This is a genomic window from Rhizobium sp. R635 (assembly GCF_002211285.1).
Taxonomy (GTDB): domain Bacteria; phylum Pseudomonadota; class Alphaproteobacteria; order Rhizobiales; family Rhizobiaceae; genus Rhizobium.
On record NZ_LOKX01000017.1, the window covers coordinates 15420 to 37423 of the forward strand.

Consider the following 22004-nt stretch of genomic DNA (forward strand, 5'->3'; position numbering starts at 1 on the left):
GAAGCTGGAGATGAGGACGGAAGGTCTTATAGCAGAAGATCGTTCGGAATGATTAATCATTTGTTACTTTAAAGAATAGTTACGTAATTACTTCGGGTATTTGTAATTTTTAAAGTTGACCGCGGTAACAAACGTCTTATCATTTTAATAGTAAATCAGTTGTGCGAAGAATAACTCAAAAGTTATTCATGCTTTGGATGGTCGGTAAAATGAATATCCAGGGCGGATAAAGGGGAATTGAGCGCATAACTAAATCAAAAAGACTAATATATGGGAAGGGGTTTGTAATGCGTAGTTTCGTTCCCAGCGAGGGTCATTCTGAAATATCGAGAGTACCGGTGCGTCAGGGGGTACGTACGGTGCTCGTGAATGGCGGGGCCGGCTTCCTCGGTTCCCATCTCTGCGAGAGGCTCCTGCAGCGCGGTCACCGCGTCATATGCCTCGACAATTTTTCCACTGGCCGCCGTTCGAATGTCGATCACCTTCTGTCGAACGCTCGCTTCCACATCGTCGATCACGATGTTCGCCAGCCCTTCGATATCGAAGCATCGCTCATCTTCAACTTCGCTTCTCCTGCTTCTCCACCCGATTATCAGCGGGATCCCGTGGGAACGCTGCTGACCAATGTGCTCGGCGCCGTCAACACCTTGGATTGCGCACGAAAGTCCGGCGCGACCGTCGTTCAGTCGTCGACCTCCGAGGTCTACGGCGACCCGAACCAGAGTCCCCAGCGCGAATCCTATTGCGGCAATGTCAACCAGATCGGGCCGCGCGGCTGCTACGACGAAGGCAAGCGCAGCGCCGAAACCCTGTTCTTCGATTATCACAGGACTTACGGCGTCGACATCAAGGTCGGCCGCATCTTCAACACCTATGGGCCGCGCATGCGTCAGGACGACGGCCGGGTGGTCTCCAACTTCATCGTCCAGGCCCTGCGCAATGCCGACCTGACGATCTATGGCGATGGCGAGCAGACCCGTTCTTTCTGCTATGTCGACGACCTCATCGAGGGTTTCCTCCGGTTTTCGGCCGCCGGCAGCGCATGCATCGGCCCGATCAACCTCGGAAACCCGCTCGAGATCACCGTTCGCCGGTTGGCGGAAATCATCCTGGATCTGACGAACTCGCGCTCCAGGATCGTCCACCTGCCCAGGGTCATCGACGACCCTCGCCAGCGGCGGCCGGATATTTCCCGAGCCATGACCGAGCTGGACTGGCAGCCCCGCGTCGGTCTCGAAATCGGCCTGGCGCGCACCGTCGACTATTTCGACGGGTTGCTTGCCAGTGAAGAGAAGGCGGAGGCGATATGAGATGCCCCGCTACATTCTCGTCACCGGCGGCGCCGGTTTCATAGGCAGTCATATCTGCAAGGCGCTGTCGCGCGCCGGCATGGTCCCCGTGACCTACGACAATCTCTCGACGGGGCATGCCGACAGCGTCCGCTGGGGGCCGCTCATTCGCGCCGAACTCGCCGATGCCGCCGCGCTGCGCCGGACGATGGCGGAGTTTTCTCCGGATTGCGTCATCCATTGCGGCGCCAATGCCTATGTCGGCGAATCCGTCGACATGCCCAGGAAATATTACCGCAACAATGTCGTCGGCAGCCTGACGCTGCTCGAAGCCTGCCTCGACCAGGATATCGAGAGGATCGTCTTTTCGAGCAGCTGCGCCACCTATGGCGTTCCGGCCACGCTGCCGATCCGCGAGGAAAGCCTGCAGCAGCCGGTGAACCCCTATGGCCGCACCAAGCTGATCTTCGAGATGGCGCTCGAGGATTTCGCTGCCGCCTATGGCATCCGTTTCGCCGCGCTGCGTTATTTCAACGCGGCCGGTGCCGATCCGGACGGGGAGCTTTCCGAGCGTCATTTCCCGGAAACTCATCTCATCCCTCGCGCCCTTCTCGCTGCCGCCGGCAAGCTGGAGAGGCTCGATATCTTCGGCACCGACTACGCGACCGAGGACGGGACCTGTGTCCGCGACTATGTCCATGTCAGTGATCTCGCGCAGGCGCATCTGGCCGCCGTCAATCATCTGATGGCGGGCGGCAGCTCGCTCAGCGTCAATCTCGGCTCCGGCCGCGGCACTTCGGTCCGGGAGATTCTCGAAGCGATCCATCGCACGACCGGCCGTGAAGTTCCCGTCCGCTATCGCTCCCGCCGCGTCGGCGATCCGCCGATCCTCTTTGCCAATACCGCAAGAGCGCAGGCGGAACTCGGCTTCGTGCCGGCTCTTTCGGACATCGATACGATCATCCGCACGGCCGGGCCGACCTTCGGGCTGGAGGTGAGGGCATGAGCGATATCTTGCACATCGGCCATGGCATCAAAACCGCCAAGGCCGCCGCCCCGGATATGTTCGATCCCGTCTTCACGGGCTGGAAACGCGCCGCTTATGGCTTCGGCATTCTCTGCTGGCTGGCCTCGCTTGGCTATTTCTGGATCTGGTGGTGCCAGTCCGCCCATATCATTTCCTGGACGGCCTTCGTGCTCATCACATCAGTTCTTGCCTGGATCACGCTCGTGCCGGCTTATTTCATCCTGATCTTCGTCGATGCGAGGACGGTCAGCCCGCTGGCGCGGCTGCCGCAGGGGCGGGTAGCGATGGTGGTCACCAAGGCGCCGTCCGAACCCTTCGCCGTCGTCCGCACGACGCTTCAGGCGATGCTCAATCAGGTCGGCGTCGATTTCGATGTCTGGCTGGCCGACGAGGACCCATCGGAGGAAACCCGGCGCTGGTGCGGGGAGCATGGTGTGCTCATCTCCACCCGGAAGGGGGTGGCGGAATACCACCGCACGAGCTGGCCGCGCCGGACGCGCTGCAAGGAAGGCAACCTCGCCTATTTCTACGACCATTTTGGCTATGCGCGCTACGATTTCGTCGCTCAGTTCGATGCCGATCACGTGCCGACTCCGACCTATCTCCGGGAAATACTGCGCCCCTTCGCCGATCCTGAGATCGGTTATGTCTCCGCGCCCAGCATCTGCGACGCCAATGCGGGGACAAGCTGGGCGGCGCGCGGCAGGCTCTATGCAGAGGCGAGCCTGCACGGGTCGCTGCAGACGGGGTATAATAATGGCTGGGCGCCCCTCTGCATCGGCTCTCATTATGCGGTTCGCACGTCGGCCCTTCGCCAGATCGGCGGCCTCGGCCCCGAGCTTGCGGAAGATCATTCGACGACGCTCATGATGAATGCCGGCGGCTGGCGCGGCGTGCATGCCGTCGATGCGGTCGCCCATGGCGACGGCCCGGCCAATTTCGCCGATCTGGTCGTCCAGGAATTCCAGTGGTCGCGCAGCTTGGTCACCATCCTGCTGCAATATTCCCGCCACTATGTCCCACGTCTGCCCTGGCGGTTGAGATTCCAGTTCGTGTTCTCGCAGCTCTGGTATCCGCTCTTCTCAGCCTTCATGGCCGTGATGTTCCTGCTGCCTGTCGCCGCCTTGCTGACGGGCCATGGTTTCGTCGACGTGACCTATCCGGATTTCCTGCTGCATTTCGTGCCGATATCGGTCGTGCTGACACTGTTTGCCTTCTTCTGGCGCGCGACGGGAACCTTCAGGCCGAACAATGCGAAACTGTTCGGCTGGGAGGGCTTGGCCTTCATCTTCCTGCGCTGGCCTTGGTCGCTCGCCGGCAGCCTTGCCGCCGTTCGCGATCATATCTCCGGTTCCTTCGTCGATTTTCGCATCACGCCGAAGGGAAAGCAGCAGCAGCGTTGCCTGCCGCTGCGCGTCATCGCGCCCTATATCGGGCTCGCCGGCCTATGCGCCGTCGCCATGTCGCTCGCCGGCGAGGCCGCAGCCGCCCAGGGCTTTTACGTTTTCGCCGCGATGAACCTTTCGATCTATCTGGCGCTGACGGTGCTGATCGTCGTGCGCCATGCGATCGAAAACGATCTGTCGATGCTGCCGCAATCGCGCGGCCTGTGGCTCGCCACCGCCATGGGACTTTCGATCTGCGTTACCGGCGGCATGCAGGTCGGCAATCATGGCCTGCGCAGCCTCGAGGCGCTTTCCCACGGCCAGACGATCGTCAGTTTCAGTCAAACGCAATTTGCCGTGGCCGGCGCCGGCCTCGGCGGCGGCAAGACCAGGATCGTGAAGTTCCGGCTCAAATGGAATGGGTTCGGAAACACGGGACGGGCCGAACAGGGTGTGTGAGCCGGCGGAACCGGCGGGTGTCGAGAAGGAGAATGTAATGAGTATCGGATCGAGACTATATGGCGCAGCTCTTGCGCTCAGCCTGTGCCTGCCGCTGGCGGCACATGGCGCCGAGGCAGCCGGGAAGAAGACGCCGGCGCCGACGCCGCTCAGCGCCTTTGAGCTCTATCGGATCTATGGCGACAGGACCTGGGTCTGGAACACCGGCGGCGGCCGCTTTTTCGACGATGGCCGGCGGTTCGTCGCCTGGACCGACGACAAGGGCAAACAGTCCTTCGCCGAAGGCAAGTGGGTGGTCGACGATCTCGGCCAGCTCTGCATGCGCGCCACCTGGACCAATGCCGAGGGTGCGGCCCGCGCCAGCACATGTTTCGGCCACCGCAAGGTCGGCAACACGATCTATCAGCGGCGCCAGCCGGACGGCAACTGGTACATTTTCCGTCATGCATCGGTCCAGCAGGACGACGAGTTCCGCAAGCTCGTTCCCATCGATACCGTCAGCGCGAAAGCGCGTGACCTGAAGCAGGTCCTGGCGAACCAGGAAGTAGCCCGAAAAGGAGGGTGAGCCATGAAGAAGCTGATGAACAAAAACCTCTCGACCGCCGCGATCGCGCTGCTTTTCTTATGCGTTGCGGATCTGCCGGGCCGAAGCGAGGTGCAATATGCGGGCATTGCCCCGAACCCGGCGGCGAACGTGCGCACGATCCTCGACAAACGCCCCGTCCTTCATGGCGACGGCATCAAGTTCGGCGCCTACGATCCGCACGGCGATTTCGGCGGGCAGTCGAATGTCTCGACCGAAGCCCTGTTCCTGCCGTGGGAGGACGTCGACCTGGAGACGCTGCGTGTCGCCGACGCCTATGCGCTGGCCAGGGGCCGCAACCTGCTGATCACGGTGGAGCCGTGGTCCTGGGACGTCGAGTGGCGGTTGAGCTCCGCCCAGCTTCGCGCAAAGGTTCTGCGCGGCGACTACGATGTCAACATGCGGGCGATCGCGCAGATGATATCCCAGCTGAAAAGCCCGGTGATCGTCCGCTGGGGGCAGGAGATGGAAGACAAATCCGGCCGGTTTTCCTGGGCCGGCTGGAGCCCGCAGGACTACATCGCGGCCTACAGGCGGATGATGGACATCGTCCGCGAGGAAGCGCCCGGTACCCAGGTCATGTGGTCGCCGAAGGGTGAGCCTGGCCTGCAGGACTACTATCCCGGCGACGATTATGTGGATCTCGTCGGACTCTCGGTCTTCGGGCTGGAGCGCTACGATGAGCTCGCTTACAGCAAGCATCGGACATTCTCCGAAGCGCTGAAGCAGGGCTATGATCTCGTCGCCGGCTACGGAAAGCCGATCTGGGTGGCGGAACTCGGCTACCAGGGCGGCGACGCCTATATGAAGCCCTGGATGGAAACCGCGACGCTGAAGCAGAGCGCCTTCCCGAACCTGCAGGAAGTCGTCTATTTCAACGACCGCGACGTGCATGCCTGGCCGTTCGATCTCGGCCGGCCCGACTGGCGTGTGGTCGAAAGCCTGGCGGCCAACTGATCATCGCTCAAAACGGAAAGGCCCGCCGGGGTTTTGCGGGCCTCTCCTCTCATATCAGGTAACCGATCATCCTTTGATCGTTGCCTTACCCTCTTCGACGAGCCGGGTCGCCGCCTCGGCGGGCGAGGTCCGTTCGAAGGCGAGTTCGTCGCAGATCGGGCGCAGCACCCGCTGGTCGAACTGGGTCGCGCCCATCGGCACCGGCGGCGGATATTCGCCGACCTGATCCTTGAGCAGGTTGACGTATTTGACCGTTTCCTGCTCCGTCGGGTTGAGCTGCGGCAGGATGGCTTCACGCACCGTCGGCGACATCGGAACGCCGCGCTCGACGCCGAGAATCTTGCCGGCCTCGACATCGTTGACGAAGAAATCGATGAATTTCGCGGCCGCTTCACCGTTCTTCGTCGTGGCGCCGACGCTCCAGATCAGCGCCGGACGATAATAGTGGCCGGAGGGGCCGCCCTTCTTCTCGCGCGGCAGCATGGTGATGCCGAGTTTGTTCTTGATGATCAGCTGATAGCCGACCATTTGGTTGGAATAGGCCATGCCGATCACCGATTTGCCGAGACCGAGGCAATTGGTGTCGATGGTGTTCTGATCGAGCGTCTGCACGTCGGCGGCAACCGTGCCGCCCGCCTTGCGCAGCTTCTCCCAATAGTCGAACCATTCCGTCGCATCGTCAGCCGTGAAGCCGAGACCGACGCTTTCCCTGGCGAAGAGGCTTTTGCCGCGCTGGCGCAGCCAGGCGTCGAACACATAGGCGTAGCGCGCCGCATAGGGGCCGCCGCCCTTGCCGGAGGACTTGGCGAGTTCTACCGCAAGCTTGGCATATTCGTCCCACGTCAGGTCGGGTGTCGGCAGAGGAATGCCTGCCTTTTCGAATTCGACCGTGTCGAAGAACATTGAAAACGAGTTGAGACCGAGGCCGACCCCATAGAGTTTGCCGTCGATCGTGGTCAGTTTCAGCATGTCGGCGCCGAAGCTGTCGACCTTCAGCGTGGAAGGGACGAATTCATCGAGCGGCAGGCAGGCGCCGCGCTTCGAATAGTCGGAGATCGTCCCTGGCTCGAGCTGCAAAATATCCGGGATCGCGCGGCCGGCCATCTGTGTTGCGAGCTTCGTCCAGTAGCCGTCGCCCGAAAGCGATTCACCGACGATCGTGACGCCTGATGTCTTCGATTGATAGAGCTTGGCGACATCGAGCGTGCGCTTGGCGCGGTCGTTGGATCCCCACCACATGGCGCGCAGCTGGGCGTCCTCGGCAAAGGCCGGAACGGCGCTTCCCGCGCCGAAGGCAAGGCCGGCGGCCGCACCGGCTGAACCCATCAGGAATGAACGGCGAGTGACCTGCATGATATCCTCCTTGTTCCCAATATGCCCTCTGCCATCCTCCAACGGCGTGCCGGGGCATTTCGGCGGATAGAGTACGCAAAAATATTTCTAATGCAAGAAATAATGAATATCTTGCAAATTTGCATTATTTGCATAATGCTTGCCCCATGAACGATCAGAAAATCAGACGGCCGCGTCAGGCCGATATCGCCACGCTCGCCGGCGTCTCCGTTTCCACGGTATCACGCGTGCTTGCCAATGAACCCGGCATCAGCGAAGCGGTCCGCCGCCACATCCTGCAGGTGGCGGCCGAGCACGGCTATCCGATCAAATCCGCCACTGACGCCGTTGCCGGCGGGCTGGCGCTGATTGCCAGCGACGGCGTCACGGGCGGGCTCAGCGTCTTTTACGAAGCGATCGTCGAGGGCTTGCGCGCCGGGGCTGCCGAGGCGGGCATGCCCTTTGAAATCCGGCTGGTCCGTGAGGATCGCACAACGCCGGACGCCGTGCGCGAAGCCATGCTGTCCGCTGGCGCCGAAGGCCTGTTTCTCGTCGGCATCGATCCGAACGAAAGGCTGCGCGACTGGCTGAAAACCAGCGTGACGCCGACCGTTCTCGTCAACGGCACCGATCCCCAAATGCAGTTCGACGGCGTTTCTCCGGCTAACTTCTTCGGCGCCTATGAGGCGACCGGCCGGCTGACGAAAGCCGGCCATCGCCGGATACTGCATCTGACCGCCTCCCACCGACATACGATCCGTGAGCGTATCCGTGGTTTCGAAGCGGCGATCGCCGCCGTGCCGGGCGCTGAGGGCCGGCTCGTGCCCCTGGTTCTTCAGGGGAGCCCGAGCCGCGAGGCGCATGAGCGCACGGCTGCGATCCTTGCCGAGGATGCCGGCTTCACCGCCGCCTTCTGCATGAATGATTTCATCGCCGTCGGCGTGCTCGAGGCCGCCACCGAGGCCGGCCTGCGCGTGCCGGAGGACTTCGCGATCGTCGGCTTCGACGATCTGCCCTGCGCATTGATGACCAATCCGCGGCTTTCCACCATGCGCGTCGACCGCGCCGCTCTTGGGCGCGAGGCTGTCTCACTGATGCTGTCCCGATTCCGCAGCAGGACGGCCGCGGCGCGCCACATCTGCCAGGCGGTCGTTCCCGTTCCAGGGGGAACCGTTCCGAATGCCGAACCCGTGAGAGATGCCGATGACCTATGATCCCGCCAGCGCCAACCCGCTTGCCGGCAATCCGCTGGAAACCCGCGCCGATATGAGCCGGGCCCTGCTTTCGCTCTTCGACCCGCTGCTTGCCAGTTTCTCCGAGGGAAATGCCCGCGTCAGGCTCAATGGCGCCGCCGCCCATTTCGACCGTGCGGCGGCCGATCTCGAAGGTTTTGCCCGTCCGCTCTGGGGATTGGCGCCGTTCGGCGCTGGCGGCGGAGAATTTGCCCATTGGCATCGTTTCGCCGAAGGCCTCGCAAACGGCACCGATCCCGCCCATCCCGAATATTGGGGAACGGTCAATGGCCGCGACCAGCGGATGGTCGAGCTCGCCGCTCTCGGGTTTGCCCTGGCGCTGGTGCCGGAAAAGATCTGGGAACCGCTCGATGCACGCGCTCGCGGCAATGTCGTCGCCTATCTCAAGCATGCCAGGCAGTTCGACTATGCCGACAACAACTGGAAATTCTTCCGCATCTTCGTCGATATCGCTCTGGATCGCCTCGGCGCCGATTTCGACCGCAGCCTGACGCGGCGATATCTGCAGGAGCTCGAAGGCTTCTATATCGGCGACGGCTGGTATCGCGACGGAAACGTGCGCCGCGTCGATCACTACATTCCCTTCGCCATGCATTTCTACGGGCTGATCTATTCAAAGCTCGTCGACGACGATTATGCGAAACGCTACCGCGAGCGCGCGATCCTCTTCGCCCGGGATTTCCGCCACTGGTTTGCCGCCGACGGCGCGACGATCCCTTTCGGCCGCAGCCTGACCTATCGCTTCGCCTGCGCCGGCTTCTGGTCGGCACTCGCCTTTGCCGATGTCGAGGCTCTGCCCTGGGGCGAGGTCAAGCATCTCTGCCTGCAGCATCTGCGCTGGTGGAGGGACAAGCCGATTGCCGATCGCGATGGCGTTCTGTCGATCGGTTTCGGCTACCCGAACCTGTTGATGTCGGAGAGCTACAATTCCGCCGGCTCGCCCTATTGGGCTCTCAAGGCCTTTCTGCCGCTCGCAATCGCTGGGGATCATCCCTTCTGGACCGCCAGCGAGAAGGCGCCGGAGCCGGCGCCCGAGGTCGTTCCCCAGCGTCATCCCGGCATGGTTCTGATGCGGGCGGGCGGCGATGTCGTGGCGCTGTCATCAGGCCAGGAAAACCTGCAGATGCGTTTCGGCACCGAGAAATACGCAAAATTCGCATATTCGGCCCGGTACGGCTTCAGTGTGGAGTCCGATGAACGCGGCTTTGCGCTGGCCGCCTTCGATTCCATGCTGGCCTTCAGCGATGACGGCCTGCACTACCGCGTGCGTGAAACGAATGAGGAGGCCCGGCTCGCGGGTGATGTGCTTCATTCGAAATGGTCGCCCTTCCCCGATACCGAAGTCGAAACCTGGCTCGTACCCGCTGCCCCCTGGCATATCCGCCTCCACCGGATCAGGTCGGGCCGGCCGTTGCGGATTGCCGAAGGCGGCTTTGCCATCGGCCGCCGCGACTTCGAGCAGGATAGGCTGTCGGCCTCGGAGGGGGCAGCCTATGCGATCGGCGAAGCTGATTTCACCGGCATTCTCGACCTCGGCTCCTCGGTCAAACGTGCCGGACTTGCCCAAAAGGCCCAGCCCAACACCAATGTGATCGTCGCCAAGACCATCGTGCCGCAACTGCGCGGTCAGATTCCGGCCGGTGAAACCATCCTGGTGACGGCGGTGTTGGCGCTCGACGATCCCGCCGCCGTTTCATCCGCCTGGACGCGGCCGCCGAAAGCGCCTGATATTGCGGCGCTGGAGGCCCTGGTGCGGGAAAAGGGCGTGACCGTCAGCGCCATCGAAGCGCCGGGTCAGATGCCATGAGCCGTCCGGCAATCGTCCTTGCCATGGAGCCGTCGCGCACGGAGCATGTCCTGCCCGATGAGATCCTGCGCCGGCTCGATGCTATCGGCCGCCTGCTCGATCCAGAGCCGCTGCAGCGGTTGGACGACGCGCGGGCAAGACGCCTGCTTTCAGAAGCGGAGATCCTGATCACCGGCTGGGGCGCGCCCTATGTCGGGCCTGAGATTCCGGTTGCCGCGCCACGGCTTCGGCTCGTCGTCCATGCGGCCGGCACGGTCAAGGGCATCATCGACGACGCCATCTTCGAAGCCGGCATAGCGGTCAGCCACGCGGCCGAGGCCAACGCCGTGCCCGTTGCCGAATTCACGCTTGCCGCTATCCTCTTCGCCGGCAAACGCGCCTTCCGTTTCCGCGATCTCTATGTCGCCGACCGCAACCGCGACCGGACCTATCCGATGCAGCGCGAAGCGATCGGCAACTATGGCCGTACCCTCGGCATCGTCGGCGCCTCGCGCATCGGCAGGCGGGTGATCGAACTCCTGAAGCCCTTCGACTACAGGCTGCTGCTGTTCGATCCCATGCTCGATGCCGCCGAGGCCGCCGGATTGGGAGCGGAAAAGGTCGATCTCGACGAATTGATGGGCCGAGCCGATATCGTTTCCCTGCACGCGCCGTCACTGCCGTCGACGCAGCATATGATCGATGCGCGAAAACTGTCGCTGATGAAGGGCGGGGCAACGCTCATCAACACCGCGCGCGGCATCCTCATCGATGAAGCCGCCCTGCTTTCGGAGCTGAAGACCGGCCGCATCGACGCGGTCATCGATGTGACCGATCCGGAGATTCCAGACGCGGGTTCGGCCTTCTACGATCTGCCCAATGTTTTCCTGACGCCGCACATTGCCGGCGCCATCGGCCTGGAACGGGCGCGTCTCGGCGCGATGGCGGCGGATGAGGTCGAGCGTTTTGTGACCGGCCGGCCGCTGCTCTACCAGATCAGCCGCGAAAATCTCGAAAACATCGCCTGAGGCGTCGCGCCGGCGCTGCGGTCAGCGTGGCGCCCGCAACGAATTGGGCGAACCGTCATTGGCAAGCTCGGGCATCAGATCGGCGATATCGACCACCTTGCCGGTGCGCGAACTCGTCAGCGCGGCGATGCCGCAGAGCACGGACATGGCGCCCGCCCGCGTGCCGGCGCGCTGGCCGAGCCTATCTTCCATATCGGGCTTGAAGATCATGTTGCGCATCCGGTCGTCGCCGCCGTAATGGCCGCCTGTGAAATGCGGCACGACGATGCGCTCCACGGCCTCCCTGCCGTTCGGGAAATTGCGGATGAGCAGGATCGTATCCTGCTTCGGCTCTTCCCAGGGCTGAGCCTCGTACTGGCGGATTTCGATACGGCCTTTCGTTCCGTTGAAGGCGAGATGATGGCCTTCGATCGGCTGGAAGGTATTCAACGAATAGGAGACATGGACGTTGTTCCGGTAGCGGATGGAAACGACCATCGTATCGGGAATGTCGATGTCTTCGCGGAAAACGCAGCCGTCGCGGAAATAGCCGTCGATTTCAGAGGGGTCTTCGTAGAGCTGATCGAGGAAGGGATCTTTTTCGAGATCGAGATAATAGTCGCATTCATGCGTATGCGGACAGAGCTTGCAGCGGGGGCCGCGGAATGGGCCCTTGCGGCCGTAGTTCTGCAGATCGGCGAAAGAGGTGACGGCCTCGGGATCGCTGTCGAGATACCAGTTCAGCAGATCGAAATGATGGGTGGCCTTGTGAACGAACAGGCTGCCGGAATTTTCGGTATAGGCATGCCAACGGCGGAAATAGTCGGCGCCGTGTTTGGTGTTGAGATACCAGTGGAAATCGACCGAGGTCACGCGGCCGATCTCGCCGGCGTTCAGCAGTTCCTTGATCTTGGCGGCCGTCGGCGCGTAGCGATAGTTGAAGGAGACGTCGACCCGGCGGCCGGTGCGCTTTTCGGCGTCGAGAATCCGGCGAATTTTCTCGATCGAGGTGGTCATCGGCTTTTCGGTGATGACGTCGATGCCGGATTCCAGCGCCCGCACGATGATATCGTCATGCGTATGGTCGGGCGTACAGACGATGGCGAGATCCGGCTTCTGCTCGGCGAGCATGGAGTCGATATTGTCGTAAAGCGGCGCATTGCTGCCGATCATGTTGCGGGCGCGCTCGCCGCGCAGCGCGTTCTTTTCGACGATGGCGGTGAGGTCGACATGTTCGCGCCAGCCGGCAAGCAGGTCCTTGCCCCACATGGTAGTGCCGCGGTTTCCGGTGCCGATCAGGGCAAAACGGCGTTTCTCCATCGGATGATCTCCTTCACACGTGATGAAACAAATACTGAAAATCAGATCTGGCAGCAGCTTCGGAAGCGCTCGACGCAGGTGGCGATTACCTCGTCGGCCGGACGCTTCCACCAGTTTTCGGCCGAAAAGATCTCCACCTCCTGCGCGCCGTGGAACCCGGCAGCCTCGATCATCCGTCTTATGCCTTTGAGGTCGATGACGCCATCGCCCATCATGCCGCGGTCGAGCAGCATGTCCTTGGTCGGTGCCAGCCAGTCGCAGATGTGATGGGCGAAGATGCGTTTCATCCGGCCGGCGCGGGCGATCTGCCCGGCAAGATCGGGATCCCACCAGACATGATAGACGTCGATCGCAACGCCGACATCCTCGCCGAGCGGTTCGCACATATCCAGCGCCTGGCCGAGCGTGTTCACGCAGGCCCGGTCGGCGGCATACATCGGATGCAGCGGCTCGATCGCGAGTTTCACGCCGGCAGCCTGCGCATGCGGCAGCACGGCGGCAATGCCGTCGAACACCATCTGGCGGGCCGCGACGATATCCTTCGAAGCACCCGGCAAACCGCCGACGACGAGCACGAGGCAATCGGCGGAAAACGCCGCTGCCTCGTCGATCGCGCGTCTGTTGTCGTCGAGGTTCTTCTGCCAGTCGCTTTCGGTTGCCGCCGGAAAGAAGCCGCCGCGGCAAAGCCCTGTCAGCTTGATGCCGTTCGACTTGACGATGCGCACCGCCTCGTCGAGACCGGCCTTGGCGACCTGGTCGCGCCAGGGCGCGATCGATGTGATGCCATGCTTCAGGCAGATATCGACGGCCTCGGCAAAGCCGCATTGCTCGCGGATCGTCGCCAGATTGATCGAAAGTCCTTCGACCTGCATGTCATTTCCTCCCGTGTCCGCCGGTGCTCAGTGAACGCCGTGGACGGCAAGCACCTGTTTCATGCGATCGGTCGCGAGTTCCGGATCGGCCAGAACGCGGGCCTTGTCGGCCAGCCGGAAGAGTTCGGCCAGATGGGACAGCGAGCGGGTGCTCTGCTGGCCGCCGACCATGGTGAAATGGTCCTGCAACCCGTTGAGATAGGCGAGGAAGACGACGCCGGTCTTGTAGAAGCGGGTCGGCGCTTTGAAGATGTGGCGGGACAAGGGAACGGTCGGCTCGAGCAGGTCGAAGAATTCGTGATTGCTCTTGCGTCCGAGCGCGTCGAGCGCGGCCGAAGCTGCCGGCGCGATGGCGTCGAAGATGCCGAGCAGCGCGTCCGAATGGCCCTCTTCGTCGCCGGCGATCAGTTCGGCATAGTTGAAGTCGTCGCCGGTATACATGCGCACCGCTTTCGGCAGTTGCCGGCGCATGGTCACTTCCTTCTCCTTGGAAAGCAGCGAAATCTTGATGCCGTCGACCTTCGTGCTATTCGCTTCGATCACCTGCAGACACGTTTCCATGGCCTTGAGGTGGTCGCCGTTGCCCCAGTATCCCTCGAGCGCCGGGTCGAACATTTCTCCCAGCCAGTGGATGATGACGGGTTCCCTGACCTGGCGAAGGATGCGGTCATAGACCCTGATATAGTCGTCCGGCCCCTTGGCCGCGACGGCAAGCGCCCGGCTTGCCATCAGGATGATGCGGCCGCCGGCCGCCTCCACCGTTTCGATCTGCTCTTCATAGGCCCTGATGATCGTGTCGACGGTCACGTCGGGACCAGGCGACAGATGATCGGTGCCGGCGCCGCAGGCGATCAGCGCGTCCTTGCGCCCGGCCGCCTCTGCAAGTGCCCGGCGGATCAGGTCGCGCGCCTCCGGCCAGCCGAGGCCCATGCCGCGCTGCGCCGTATCCATCGCTTCGGCGACGCCGAGGCCGAGATCCCAGAGCCGGTGCCGGAAGGCGAGCGTTCGCTCCCAGTCGATCGCCGGCGTCAGCCAGGGATCGTTGTCGGCGAGCGGATCGGCGACCACATGGGCGGCGGCAAAGGCGATGCGCGGAAAACTCTTGGCGTCGCGTTTCTTCAGTTCGATCGGCGTGCCGGCAAGCGTGTAGGGAACGATCTTGCCGTCGAGGGGAAGATTGATCGTCGTCACGGCTTAAAACTCCAACGTGGGAACGTCGAGCCAGCGGCGCTCGGCCCAGGATTTCAACCCGAGTTCGGCAAGCTGCACGCCCTTGGCGCCGGCTTCCAGCCCATAGGGCCACGGCGCATCTTCGACGACATGACGGATGAACATTTCCCACTGCGCCTTGAAGCCGTTGTCGAAGGCTTGCGTATCCGGCACCTCGTCCCAGGTCTTGTAGAAGTCGATGGTCTGCGGCTGGTCGGGGTTCCAGACCGGCTTCGGCGTGTTGACGCGGTGCTGGCTCCAGCATTTCGTCAGGCCGGCGACGGCCGAGCCATGCGTGCCGTCGACCTGGAAGGTGACGAGGTCGTCGCGGCGCACGCGCACCGCCCAGGAGGAATTGATCTGCGCGATCGCGCCGCCTTCCAACTCGAAAGTCGCATAGGCCGCATCGTCGGTGTCACAGTCATAAGGCTTGCCCTGCTCGTCGATGCGGCGCGGAATATGCGTGGCGCCCAGGCAGGAAACGGACTTTACTTCGCCGAACAGGTTGTCGAGCACGTAGCGCCAGTGGCACAGCATATCGAGGATGATGCCGCCGCCGTCGCCCTTGCGGTAGTTCCAGGAGGGGCGCTGGGCCGGTACGCCCCAATCGCCTTCGAAGACCCAGTAGCCGAATTCGCCGCGCACCGAGAGGATCTTGCCGAAGAAGCCGGAATCCCTGAGCAGCGCCAGCTTGCGCAGGCCGGGCAGGAAGAGCTTGTCCTGCACGACGCCGTGCTTCAGCCCGGAGCGGCGCGCCTTGCGGGCGAGATCGATCGCCACCTGCAGGTCGTCGGAAATCGGCTTCTCGCAATAGACGTGCTTGCCGGCGTCGAGCGCCTTGGACAGAAGCTCGGCGCGCATCAGCGTCGTGCCGGCGTCGAAGAAAATCGTATCGTCGGGATTGGCGAGAGCGGCGTCGAGATCGGTCGACCAGCGCTTGATGTCATGCTTCTTCGCCAGCTCTTCCATCTTGGCGCCGTTCCGGCCGACGATGATCGGGTCGATCTCGAGTTTCTCGCCCGATTTCAGCGTGATGCCGCCCTGGTCGCGGAAGGCCAGGATGGAGCGCACCAGATGCTGGTTGTAACCCATGCGGCCGGTGACGCCGTGCAAGATGATCCCCAAGCGTGCCATTTTTTCCTCCCTGCAATCTTTTGCGGCGGGAGTGGGCATCCAGGCCCGGCCCTCCCAAGCCGGTAACTAAACAGTTACTTGATGGCAGAAGAGCGGCGAGCCTGTCAATAGTCAAATCCTGCTTTCTCTGTTCAGCGCTTGATCGAGGCGAGCGTGACGTGGACGATATGCCTTTCCCAGGCATTGAGATGGGCCGGCTCGATCAGGTCGCGGCCGAAGATCGTCGAGAGCGTGTACTGGTTGGAAAGATAGAAATAGCCGAGCGAGGCGATTGTCAGATAGACCTGCAGGGGATCGGCGGTCTCGATGAAAACACCCTGTTTCTTTCCCTGCTCCAGCACTTCGGAAAGCTCGCCGATCAGATGCGAATGCAACTCCTTGAGCCGGATGGACTGGCGCAGCCAGCGGGCGCGGTGCAGGTTTTCCGTTCCGAGCAGGCTCAGGAACTCCGGATGCTGGAGGAAATAACGCCAAGTGAAGAGCGCCAGTTCCCCGATGCCTTCCTCCGGGCTGTGATCGCCGATATGCAGCGCCCGCTCGGCCGTACGGATGCCGACATAGGCCTCTTCGAGCACCTTGAGGTAAAGCTGCTCCTTGTCGCCGAAATAGTGGTAGAGCATGCGCTTGTTGGTGCCGGCGCGCTCGGCGATGGCGTCGACACGAGCCCCGCCCATGCCGTTTTCGGCAAACTCCCGGGTCGCCGCTTCCAGGATCGCGGCGCGTGTCCGCTCCGGATCGCGTTGGCTCGTCCGCTCCTGAGATGGGCGCCGAGGCCGTTTCCTTTCCGCATTCCCCCCGCTGTCGTTCATCGCTCCACCCTCCGTCTTCACGTGTTGCGCTCATAAGCCTTCGGTGCGAAATTGTAAAAACCGAATTTGAAGGCCGGCTCGCGAGCCGATACACCGCTTGACACGCTTGCCGCTTTGCTCGTAGCTTGTAACCAATTAGTTATTTGCGCAAGCAAAACTAGTTTGGAAGCGTGTGGAGGCGCTTCCCTTTGGAGGAGGAAAAAATGACTCTACGTGTAAGCAGACGTAATTTCGTTGCGGGAAGCGCGGCACTTCTGTCGCTCTCTGCGCTCGGAACCAGCGCCTTGGCACAGGAAACGCGCCTGCGTCTCCTGTGGTGGGGTTCGCAGCCGCGCGCCGACCGCACCAACAAGGTGTCGGAACTTTACAAGACGAAGAATGCCGGCACCGCCATCACCGGCGAGTTTCTCGGATGGGCCGATTACTGGCCGCGACTTGCAACCCAGGTCGCCGGCCGCAACGCGCCGGATATCATCCAGATGGACTACCGTTATATCGTCGAATATGCCCGGCGCGGCGCCCTCGCTCCGTTGGAATCCTATATTCCGTCGAAGCTGCAGCTCGAGGATTTCGATCCAGCGCAGATCGAAGGCGGCAAGGTCGATGGCCATCTCTATGGTGTCAGCCTCGGCGCCAACTCGGCCGCAACCGTTTTGAATACCGTGGCCTTCCAGGAAGCCGGCATCGATATGCCGACGCAGAAGACGACGTGGGAAGAATTCGGCAAGATCGGTGCCGAGATGACCAAGGCCGGTAAGCGCAAGGGTTATTTCGGCTTTGCCGACGGCAGCGGTGTCGAACCGGCCCTTGAAAACTACCTCCGCCAACGCGGCAAGGCGCTCTACACAGCGGACTCCAAGATCGCTTTCGGTCCTGAGGAAGCTATCGAATGGTTCGATATGTGGGCTAAGTTCCGCGAAGCTGGAGCTTGCGTCACTCCTGATATCCAAGCTCTGTATAAGGATACGATCGATACCAGCCCGCTCACGGTCGGCAAGGCTGCCTGCGATTATGCACACAGCAACCAATTCGTCGGCTATCAGGCCATGGTCAAGGACAAGCTGGCCCTGACCAACTACATGCGCATCGCCCCGGACTCGAAGGGCGGCCATTACCGCAAGCCGTCGATGTTCTTCTCCGTCTCGGCACAGTCGAAGGTGATGGATCAGGCGGTCGACTACGTCAACTTCTTCGTCAAGAATCCGGATGCCGCGGTGATCCTCGACGTCGAGCGCGGTATTCCTGAATCAAAGGCAATGCGCGACGTCGTCGCCACCAAGCTCGACGAAACCGGCAAGGTGCCGCTTGACTATGTTGCCGGTCTCGGTGATCTCGCAGGCCCGCTGCCGCCCCCGCCACCGACCGGCGCAGGCGAAGGCACTCTCATTCTGCGTAACATCGCCGAGCAGGTCGCCTTCGGACAGATATCTCCTTCCGATGGCGGCAAACAGCTTGTCGACGAAATTACGCAAGTTCTCGCACGAGGCTGATCCCGTATGAGCAATGCGATGCGCACGCCCGCAGGGGCCATCACCGTGGAAAGATATCAGGGGGCCGTGGCCGAAGGACGCTTCCGGCGTCTCTGGAATGCCAATGCTCCCGGCTATCTCTTCCTGCTGCCATGGCTCGTCGGCTTTTTCGGGCTGACGCTCGGGCCGGCCCTGATTTCGCTCTACCTCTCCTTCACCGACTACGACATGCTCCAGTCGCCGCGGTGGATAGGAATGGCGAATTACGTGCGCATCGCCACGGCGGATGCGAAATTCTCGGCCGCCATGCACGTCACCCTGACCTATGTCGTCTTCTCGGTGCCGTTCAAGCTGACCTTCGCCCTGCTGGTCGCCATGGCGCTGAACCGCGGCCTGCGCGGCTTGACCGTCTATCGCGCTATCTTCTATCTGCCGTCGCTCCTCGGCGGCAGCGTTGCGATCGCCGTGCTCTGGCGTCAGCTTTTCGCCAGCGACGGCCTCGTCAATGCCGCGCTCTCGCATTTCGGCATCGAAGGCCCGAGCTGGATCTCGCATCCGAATTATTCGATCTACACGCTGGTGGCGCTGTCCGTCTGGCAGTTCGGCTCGCCGATGATCATCTTCCTCGCCGGCCTGCGCCAGATCCCGCAGGATATGTATGAGGCCGCGAGCCTCGACGGCGCCTCGAAATTCCGGCAGTTCTACAAGATCACGCTGCCGCTTCTGACACCGGTGATCTTCTTCAACGCTGTCGTGCAGACGATCGAAGCCTTCAAAGCCTTCACGCCGGCCTTCATCATATCAGGCGGCACCGGCGGCCCGATCAATTCGACGCTCTTCTACACGCTCTATCTCTATCAGGAGGCCTTCGGCAATTTCCGCATGGGCTACGCCTCGGCGCTCGCCTGGATCCTGGTGGTGATCATCGCGATCTTCACCGCCTTCTCCTTCCTGACCTCGCGTTACTGGGTGCACTACGATGACTGAGATGACCGCTTCCGTCACCGCGGCCCGGCCGCCATCGGACATTACCAAACGCAGCCTGCCGGCTTCGCTCCTCATCCACGCACTGCTGATCGCCGCCTCGCTTCTCATGCTCTATCCGCTTTTGTGGATGGTGTCGGCATCGGTCAGGCCGGAAAACGAGATCTTCTCGTCGACGTCGATCATTCCATCGTCGATCGACTTTTCTTCCTATCTGCGCGGCTGGACCGGGCTCGACGTCAGTTTCGGCCGGTTCTTCTGGAATTCGCTCGTCATTTCGCTGCTGGTGGTGACGGGCAATGTCGTCGCCTGCTCGCTGACGGCCTATGCCTTCGCGCGGCTGCGTTTCGCCGGCCGGAGCTTCTGGTTCGCGATCATGCTCGGCACGTTGATGATCCCCTATCACGTGACGCTGATCCCGCAATATGTGCTCTTCCTCGATCTCGGCTGGGTAAACACGATCCTGCCGCTCGTCGTGCCGAAGTTCCTGGCAAGCGACGCCTTCTTCATCTTCTTGATGGTGCAGTTCTTCCGCGGCATCCCGCGTGAACTCGACGAGGCGGCGATGATGGATGGTTGCAGCGCCTGGCGCATCTATTGGAAGATCATGCTGCCGCTGTCGCTGCCGGTGCTGGCGACCGCCGCTATCTTCTCCTTCATCTGGACCTGGGACGATTTCTTCGGTCCGCTGATCTATCTGAACGACATGAATACCTACACGATCCAGCTCGGCCTGCGCACCTTCGTGGATTCCACCAGCGCATCGGACTGGGGCGGCCTCTTCGCCATGTCGACCTTGACGCTCGTGCCGGTGTTCTTCTTCTTCCTGTTCTTCCAGCGCCTGCTGATCGAAGGCATCGCCACGACGGGCATGAAACGCTGATGGCGGCAATGGGAAAGAGTGACATGAGCATCAAGACGGTCGCGATCGTCGGCTGCGGCATCGGACGCTCCCACATCGTCGAAGGCTACTTGCCGCATTCCGACAAGTTCAAGGTCGCGGCGATCTGTGACCTCAACGAACAGCGCCTGGCTGCGGTTGGAGACGAGTTCGGCATCGAACGCCGCACCACCTCTTTTGCGGAGCTCTTGGCCGACGACACGATCGACATCATCGATATCTGCACCCCTCCCGGCATCCATCTGGAGCAGGTGGTCGCAGCCCTTGCCGCCGGCAAGCACGTCGTCTGCGAAAAGCCGCTGACGGGCTCGCTTGCCGGCGTCGATACGATCATGGAAGCGGAAAAGGGCGCCAAAGGCGTGCTGATGCCGATCTTCCAGTACCGCTACGGCGACGGCATCCAGAAGGCCAAGCGCATCATCGATGCCGGCATCGCCGGCAAGCCCTATACGGCGACTGTCGAAACCTTCTGGCTGCGCAAGCCCGAATATTACGCCGTGCCCTGGCGCGGCAAATGGGCGACGGAGCTCGGCGGCGTGCTCGTCACGCATGCGCTGCATCTGCACGACATGCTGATGCATCTGATGGGCCCGGCGGCAAGGGTCTTCGGCCGCGTCGCAACCCGCGTCAACGATATCGAGGTCGAGGACTGCGCTTCCGCCAGCCTGCTGATGGAAAACGGCGCCTTCGTCTCGCTGTCCTGCACGCTCGGTTCGCAGGAGCAGATCAGCCGGCTGAGGCTGCATTTCGAAAACGTCACCTTCGAAAGCACGCATGAGCCCTATACGCCGGGCAAGGACCCCTGGAAGATCATCGCCGCCAATGACGACGTGCGGGAAAAGATCGACCGGGTGGTCGGCGACTGGCGGCCGGTCGCGCCGCGCTTCACCACTCAGATGGGCGAGTTCCATGCCTTCCTCAGCGGTGAGGGGCCGCTGCCGGTGACGACGAGGGATGCGCGCCGCGCGCTGGAACTCGTCACCGCCATCTACCAGTCTTCCGACAGCGGCGCCGAAGTGCCGCTGCCGGTCGGTCCCGACAGTCCGAAATACGCCGATTGGCGCGCAAGAACGAAGTAACCTGTAAAAGAGAGGGTTTTGAGAAGATGGCAACCAGTGTCGTTCTTCAGAAGGTCGAGAAGCGCTACGGCTCGCTGGATGTGATCCATGGCATCGACCTGGCGATCGATCCCGGCGAATTCGTCGTTTTCGTCGGTCCCTCCGGCTGCGGAAAATCGACCCTTCTGCGCATGATCGCCGGTCTTGAGGAAATATCAGGCGGCGCGCTGCTGCTCGACAGCGAGCGCATGAACGAGGTGGCGCCGGCCAAGCGCGGCATCGCCATGGTCTTCCAGTCATATGCGCTCTATCCCCATATGTCCGTTTACAAGAACCTCGCCTTCGGGCTGGAGACGGCGGGTTACAAGAAGGCCGAGATCCAGCCGAAGGTGAAGCGCGCCGCCGAAATCCTGCAGATCGAGAAGCTTCTCGAACGCAAGCCGAAGGCGCTCTCCGGCGGCCAGCGCCAGCGCGTCGCGATCGGCCGCGCCATCGTGCGCGAGCCGCGCATCTTCCTGTTCGACGAGCCGCTGTCCAACCTCGATGCCGAACTGCGCGTGCAGATGCGCGTCGAGATTTCCCGCCTGCACCGGCAGCTCGGCAACACCATGATCTACGTCACCCATGACCAGGTCGAAGCCATGACGATGGCGGACAAGATCGTGGTGCTGAATTCCGGCCGCATCGAGCAGGTCGGCGCGCCCCTCGATCTCTACAACAATCCCGCCAACCGCTTCGTCGCCGGCTTCATCGGCAGCCCCAAGATGAATTTCCTCAAGGCCCGCATCGAGCGGTTGGGCGAGGCTGAAACCAGCATCAATGTCTGCGGCAATTCCGTTCACCTGCCGCGCCGGCTGCAGGGCGAGGCCGGCCAGGACGTCACTTTCGGTATCCGCCCCGAGCATCTTTCGCTAGCCGGCGGCGCCATCGCGCTTTCGACCGTCAATGTCGATCTCGTCGAAAATCTCGGCGGCGCCACCATGCTCTACACCACGACGCCGGACGGCCAGCTCCTGACCGTGGCGCTCGACGGCCAGCAGAAGGTCGAGCGCGGCACCAACGTCACGACCTTTTTCGATCCGGTCCGCTGCCACGTCTTCGATGCCTCGGGCAAGACGATCTGACAGCCCTGCTTGACAGCCGATCCTCCTCTGTCCCATCATTTCGGTG

General features: G+C 62.1%; 19 protein-coding genes. 13 read left to right on the forward strand and 6 right to left on the reverse strand.

Features of this window, described 5'->3' with window-relative positions; genetic code table 11:
* Positions 1–287 precede the first annotated feature (287 nt).
* The 5 genes from ATY78_RS14800 to ATY78_RS14820 are packed head-to-tail and all read left to right on the forward strand — an operon-like array spanning position 288 to position 5700.
* The gene (locus ATY78_RS14800) at positions 288–1310 is read left to right on the forward strand and encodes a UDP-glucuronic acid decarboxylase family protein (protein ID WP_088683077.1); all 1023 of its coding nucleotides are present in this window, start codon (positions 288–290) and stop codon (positions 1308–1310) included.
* 1 nt (position 1311) lies between these two features.
* A complete protein-coding gene (gene galE, locus ATY78_RS14805; protein ID WP_088683078.1) occupies positions 1312–2295 on the forward strand; it encodes a UDP-glucose 4-epimerase GalE in 984 nt (327 codons plus the stop codon).
* Complete coding sequence (locus ATY78_RS14810; RefSeq protein ID WP_088683079.1) at positions 2292–4160, forward strand: glycosyltransferase family 2 protein; 1869 nt, start codon at positions 2292–2294, stop codon at positions 4158–4160. The genes galE and ATY78_RS14810 overlap by 4 nt, the downstream gene beginning before the upstream one ends.
* A gap of 37 nt (positions 4161–4197) precedes the next feature.
* Positions 4198–4725 carry a DUF995 domain-containing protein gene (locus ATY78_RS14815; protein ID WP_088683080.1) on the forward strand — a complete coding sequence of 176 codons (528 nt, stop codon included), beginning with the start codon at positions 4198–4200 and terminating at the stop codon, positions 4723–4725.
* Positions 4726–4728: 3 nt separating this feature from the next.
* The gene (locus ATY78_RS14820; RefSeq protein WP_088683081.1) at positions 4729–5700 is read left to right on the forward strand and encodes a glycosyl hydrolase; all 972 of its coding nucleotides are present in this window, start codon (positions 4729–4731) and stop codon (positions 5698–5700) included.
* A gap of 66 nt (positions 5701–5766) precedes the next feature.
* On the opposite strand, the gene ATY78_RS14825 is transcribed toward ATY78_RS14820, so the two are convergent.
* Positions 5767–7053, reverse strand: coding sequence for an ABC transporter substrate-binding protein (locus tag ATY78_RS14825; protein ID WP_088683082.1), 1287 nt, complete (start codon positions 7051–7053; stop codon positions 5767–5769).
* A 146-nt stretch (positions 7054–7199) separates the two neighbouring features.
* Here ATY78_RS14825 and ATY78_RS14830 point away from each other — a divergent pair, with 146 nt between their 5' ends.
* Genes ATY78_RS14830 through ATY78_RS14840 form a run of 3 tightly spaced genes read left to right on the forward strand, consistent with a single transcriptional unit; the run spans position 7200 to position 11099 of the window.
* Positions 7200–8246, forward strand: a complete 1047-nt coding sequence (locus tag ATY78_RS14830) for a LacI family DNA-binding transcriptional regulator (protein ID WP_088683083.1) — start codon at positions 7200–7202, stop codon at positions 8244–8246.
* The gene (locus ATY78_RS14835; protein ID WP_088683084.1) at positions 8236–10092 is read left to right on the forward strand and encodes a DUF2264 domain-containing protein; all 1857 of its coding nucleotides are present in this window, start codon (positions 8236–8238) and stop codon (positions 10090–10092) included. Before ATY78_RS14830 ends, ATY78_RS14835 begins: the two co-directional genes overlap by 11 nt.
* A complete protein-coding gene (locus tag ATY78_RS14840) occupies positions 10089–11099 on the forward strand; it encodes a hydroxyacid dehydrogenase (RefSeq protein WP_088683085.1) in 1011 nt (336 codons plus the stop codon). Before ATY78_RS14835 ends, ATY78_RS14840 begins: the two co-directional genes overlap by 4 nt.
* A gap of 21 nt (positions 11100–11120) precedes the next feature.
* Here the strand turns inward: ATY78_RS14840 and ATY78_RS14845 are convergent, their stop codons facing one another.
* The 5 genes from ATY78_RS14845 to ATY78_RS14865 all read right to left on the reverse strand — a co-directional run bounded on the left by ATY78_RS14845 (position 11121) and on the right by ATY78_RS14865 (position 16422).
* Entirely contained in the window at positions 11121–12398 is a 1278-nt protein-coding gene (locus ATY78_RS14845; RefSeq protein WP_088683086.1) for a Gfo/Idh/MocA family oxidoreductase, read from the reverse strand.
* A 41-nt stretch (positions 12399–12439) separates the two neighbouring features.
* Complete coding sequence (locus ATY78_RS14850; RefSeq protein WP_088683087.1) at positions 12440–13270, reverse strand: sugar phosphate isomerase/epimerase family protein; 831 nt, start codon at positions 13268–13270, stop codon at positions 12440–12442.
* Positions 13271–13297: 27 nt separating this feature from the next.
* Positions 13298–14461, reverse strand: a complete 1164-nt coding sequence (locus ATY78_RS14855; protein WP_088683088.1) for a dihydrodipicolinate synthase family protein — start codon at positions 14459–14461, stop codon at positions 13298–13300.
* A 3-nt stretch (positions 14462–14464) separates the two neighbouring features.
* Positions 14465–15613, reverse strand: coding sequence for a Gfo/Idh/MocA family oxidoreductase (locus ATY78_RS14860; protein ID WP_088683089.1), 1149 nt, complete (start codon positions 15611–15613; stop codon positions 14465–14467).
* A gap of 131 nt (positions 15614–15744) precedes the next feature.
* Positions 15745–16422 carry a TetR/AcrR family transcriptional regulator gene (locus ATY78_RS14865; protein WP_088683090.1) on the reverse strand — a complete coding sequence of 226 codons (678 nt, stop codon included), beginning with the start codon at positions 16420–16422 and terminating at the stop codon, positions 15745–15747.
* A gap of 203 nt (positions 16423–16625) precedes the next feature.
* On the opposite strand from ATY78_RS14865, the gene ATY78_RS14870 reads away from it, so the two are divergent.
* From ATY78_RS14870 to ugpC, 5 genes are read left to right on the forward strand one after another with little or no spacing between them, the layout of a single operon-like run.
* Complete coding sequence (locus ATY78_RS14870) at positions 16626–17912, forward strand: ABC transporter substrate-binding protein (RefSeq protein ID WP_088683091.1); 1287 nt, start codon at positions 16626–16628, stop codon at positions 17910–17912.
* Positions 17913–17918: 6 nt separating this feature from the next.
* Positions 17919–18878, forward strand: coding sequence for a sugar ABC transporter permease (locus tag ATY78_RS14875; protein ID WP_190237463.1), 960 nt, complete (start codon positions 17919–17921; stop codon positions 18876–18878).
* Between the two features lies 1 nt (position 18879).
* A complete protein-coding gene (locus tag ATY78_RS14880; protein ID WP_190237467.1) occupies positions 18880–19758 on the forward strand; it encodes a carbohydrate ABC transporter permease in 879 nt (292 codons plus the stop codon).
* The gene (locus ATY78_RS14885; protein ID WP_190237464.1) at positions 19758–20855 is read left to right on the forward strand and encodes a Gfo/Idh/MocA family oxidoreductase; all 1098 of its coding nucleotides are present in this window, start codon (positions 19758–19760) and stop codon (positions 20853–20855) included. Before ATY78_RS14880 ends, ATY78_RS14885 begins: the two co-directional genes overlap by 1 nt.
* Before the next feature lie 26 nt (positions 20856–20881).
* Positions 20882–21958 carry a sn-glycerol-3-phosphate ABC transporter ATP-binding protein UgpC gene (ugpC, locus tag ATY78_RS14890; RefSeq protein WP_088683094.1) on the forward strand — a complete coding sequence of 359 codons (1077 nt, stop codon included), beginning with the start codon at positions 20882–20884 and terminating at the stop codon, positions 21956–21958.
* The last annotated feature ends 46 nt before the right edge of the window (positions 21959–22004 follow it).